5 protein-coding genes and 1 pseudogene are annotated in these 3,239 nt (G+C 54.4%); all 6 read left to right on the top strand.

Features of this window, described 5'->3' with window-relative positions; genetic code table 11:
- Positions 1–194: ferredoxin thioredoxin reductase catalytic beta chain (locus WMO66_RS00700; RefSeq protein ID WP_349134485.1), on the top strand; the 194-nt coding region annotated here is incomplete at its 5' end.
- A 12-nt stretch (positions 195–206) separates the two neighbouring features.
- Entirely contained in the window at positions 207–410 is a 204-nt protein-coding gene (locus tag WMO66_RS00695) for a 4Fe-4S binding protein (RefSeq protein ID WP_349134484.1), read from the top strand.
- Positions 407–982 (top strand): 4Fe-4S binding protein, encoded by a 576-nt coding sequence (locus tag WMO66_RS00690; RefSeq protein ID WP_349134483.1) that lies wholly within the window; start codon positions 407–409, stop codon positions 980–982. The genes WMO66_RS00695 and WMO66_RS00690 overlap by 4 nt, the downstream gene beginning before the upstream one ends.
- A gap of 28 nt (positions 983–1,010) precedes the next feature.
- Positions 1,011–1,331 (top strand): thioredoxin, encoded by a 321-nt coding sequence (gene trxA / locus WMO66_RS00685; protein WP_349134482.1) that lies wholly within the window; start codon positions 1,011–1,013, stop codon positions 1,329–1,331.
- Positions 1,328–3,022, top strand: coding sequence for an FAD-dependent oxidoreductase (locus WMO66_RS00680; RefSeq protein ID WP_349134481.1), 1,695 nt, complete (start codon positions 1,328–1,330; stop codon positions 3,020–3,022). Before trxA ends, WMO66_RS00680 begins: the two co-directional genes overlap by 4 nt.
- A pseudogene (locus WMO66_RS00675) lies at positions 3,019–3,239 on the top strand (GTP pyrophosphokinase); the annotation flags it as partial. The gene WMO66_RS00680 and the pseudogene WMO66_RS00675, both read left to right, overlap by 4 nt.

Raw genomic sequence — 3,239 nt, 5'->3', positions numbered from 1 at the left:
AGCTCAATCCCGATCAGGAGATTGTCAATACCATCCGGGAAGGACTCAAGCGCACCGGCGGATACTGTCCCTGCCGCAGGGAGCGCACAGAGGCAACCAAATGTATGTGCCAGGAGTTTAAGGATCAAATTGCAGATCCGCTCTTCGAGGGGTTCTGCCACTGTATGCTCTATTACAAATCCTTGCAGGATTAAGGGAGGAACGCTATGCTGTCAAAGAAACTGGCCGCCATAGATAAGACATGGTGCGTCGCCTGCGGCGTGTGTGAAAATGCCTGCCCCATAGGGGCCGTCAAGGTGCGCCGTGGCTGCTATGCCGCCGTGGAGGCAGAACGATGCGTAGGCTGCGGCAAGTGCGCAAAGCTCTGTCCCGTCGGCTGTATTGAGGTGAAAGCGAGGGCTGACGCATGAAAGCAAAGCATTGGTACGATTACCTGTGGGTATATGCCATCATCTATTTTGCACTGGGCTTTTTCAATATCCTGTTCGCGTGGCTGGGCATGATTGATTTTCTTCTGCCGCTGCTTTTAGCCATCTTCGGCGGAAACAAATTCTTCTGCAACCACCTCTGCGGACGGGGTCAACTGTTCAGCAAGCTGGGGACAGACCTTAAATGCTCCCGCTGCAAGCCGACGCCCCGCTGGATGTCCTCCAAGTGGTTCCGTTATGGCTTTTTGATCTTTTTCCTGACGATGTTCGGCAACATGGTGTTCCAGACCTATCTGGTCGCTGCCGGTACTTCGTCCCTGCGGGAGGCCATTAAGCTGTTCTGGACATTCCGTGTGCCTTGGGGCTGGACTTACACAGCCGGTACGGTCGCCGATTGGGTGGCACAGTTCAGCTTCGGCTTTTATAGCCTCATGCTGACCTCTCTGCTGCTGGGTCTGATCGTTATGGTGCTCTACAAGCCCCGCACATGGTGTGCGTTTTGCCCGATGGGAACCATGACGCAGGGCATTTGCAAACTGAAAAACAAAGAATAAACAAAGATAACAGAAAGGAGCCTTTCTCATGGCTGAACTGAAAATTACTGCTGCGAATTTTGAAAACGAGGTACTGCGTTCCGACAATCCCGTCCTGCTGGACTTCTACGCGGACTGGTGCGGACCGTGCAAAATGCTCTCTCCTGTACTGCATGAGCTTGCCGAAGAAAAAAGCGGTACGCTCAAGGTGGGCAAGGTCAATGTGGACGAGCAAATGGAGCTGGCGATGCGTTTTCAGGTGTCCAGTATCCCGATGCTGGTTGTGTTCAAGGACGGGAAAGCCGTCGCCAAATCGGTGGGCTATCGGCCTAAGTCGGAGATCGCCGCAATGGTGGAGGGCGTGAAATGAAGGTCGTAATTGTAGGCGGCGTGGCGGGCGGTGCTTCTGCTGCTGCCCGCATCCGCCGTTTGGATGAACACGCGCAGATCATCATGATCGAGCGCAGCGGCTACGTATCCTACGCCAACTGCGGTCTGCCGTATTATGTGGGTGGTGTGATCAAAGAGCAAGAAGAACTGACACTCCAAACTCCGGAGAGCTTCTGGGACCGCTTTCGCATTGATGTGCGGGTACGGCAGGAAGTAACTGCGATCAATCCCGCAGAGAAAACCGTCACCGTCCGCGCACTGGACAGCGGGAAGATCTATACGGAAACCTATGACAAGCTGCTTCTTGCCCCCGGCGCAAAGCCGACGGTTCCCGCGCTTTCCGGCGTCAGCAGCGAGCGTGTTTTCACGCTGCGCACCGTGGAGGATACCCTCCGCATTAGGCGCTTTGTAGAGGATCAGAAGCCGAAAACCGCTGTTTTGGCTGGCGGCGGCTTTATCGGTCTGGAAATGGCGGAAAACCTTGTGGAGATGGGCGTTTCGGTTACCATCGTTCAGCGTCCGAAGCAGCTATTAGCGCCGCTGGATGCAGATATGGCGAGCTTTGTCCATGCGGAAATGCGCAGACACGGCGTAGTTCTGCGGTTGGGTGAAACCGTCACCGGATTCCGACAGGACGGAGATTCCGTGCTGACACTGTTGGAAGAAAGTGAGCCACTGCATTCGGATATGGTGCTGCTGGCCATCGGTGTTACCCCGGATACGCATTTGGCAAAAGAAGCCGGACTCAAACTTGGTATTCGTGGCAGCATCGCTGTCAACGAGCGGATGGAAACCTCCGTGCCGGACATCTATGCTGTGGGCGATGCCGTAGAGGTCACCCATTTCGTGACTGGGCAGAAAGCGTTGATCTCGCTGGCGGGACCTGCCAACAAGCAGGGACGCATTGCCGCTGACAATATCTGCGGCGGAAACGGCCACTTTCACGGCTCTCAGGGTTCGTCTGTTCTGAAATTGTTTAGCTTGACCGCGGCCTCTACGGGGATCAATGAAAAGGCGGCGCAGGCAGCAGGGATTGCTTACGACAGAGTCGTACTTTTCCCGGCATCCCACGCTACCTATTATCCCGGCGCACAGTCTATGGCAATGAAGGTGCTGTATGAAAAAGAAAGCCTGCGGCTGCTGGGTGCGCAGATCGTTGGCGGCGAGGGCGTGGACAAGCGCATTGATGTACTGGCAACGGCCATTCGCGCAAAAATGACAGCTTTGGAACTGACGGAGCTTGACCTTTCCTATGCGCCGCCCTATTCCTCTGCCAAAGACCCGGTCAATATGGCCGGTTTTATGATCGAGGATTTGGAGAGCGGGAAGGTACGGCAGTTCCATTGGAATGATGTTGAGGACTTGCCTCGCGATGGCAGTGCGACGCTGCTGGATGTACGTACAGAGGGCGAATATAGGCGTGGGCACTTGAATGGATTCCGCAATATTCCACTGGACGATCTGCGGGAGCATTTGGACGAGTTAGACCGGGGCAAGCCTGTTTATGTGAATTGCCAGACAGGGCTTCGCAGTTATCTGGCCTGTCGGCTTTTGACGCAGTACGGTTTTACCTGTGCTCATCTCTCCGGCGGATACAGCTTTTATCAGGTCGTAACACAAGAGCGGCAGACAGCGCAGAGCGCCTATCCCTGCGGAATGGAGAAGCTATGAGTGAAAATCTATTTGGTTTGACGGTTGCGACAGATAAAGGCTTGGATGATCTGCAATGCCAGCGCCTTTTAAGCGAAAACCGCAGGTATCAGGAAGTCATGCTGCAATACCGCTGTGCGCTGAAAGCGCTTGAAAGCTGGTTGGAAATTCTGAACGAAGAGTTTTCATTGCAGCATGATCGCAATCCGATAGAAAGTATGAAAAGCCGCTTGAAGTC

The sequence above is a fragment of the Faecousia intestinalis genome, from assembly GCF_040096185.1.
GTDB lineage: Bacteria > Bacillota > Clostridia > Oscillospirales > Oscillospiraceae > JAZOXB01.
This window is presented reverse-complemented; position numbering and strand designations above follow the sequence as displayed.

Bases quoted from the DNA above. Each gene is read 5' to 3' on its own strand.
- WMO66_RS00695 (WP_349134484.1), top strand. From the start codon at position 207: ATGCTGTCAAAGAAACTGGCCGCCATAGATAAGACATGGTGCGTCGCC.
- WMO66_RS00690 (WP_349134483.1), top strand. From the start codon at position 407: ATGAAAGCAAAGCATTGGTACGATTACCTGTGGGTATATGCCATCATC.
- trxA (WP_349134482.1), top strand. From the start codon at position 1,011: ATGGCTGAACTGAAAATTACTGCTGCGAATTTTGAAAACGAGGTACTG.
- WMO66_RS00680 (WP_349134481.1), top strand. From the start codon at position 1,328: ATGAAGGTCGTAATTGTAGGCGGCGTGGCGGGCGGTGCTTCTGCTGCT.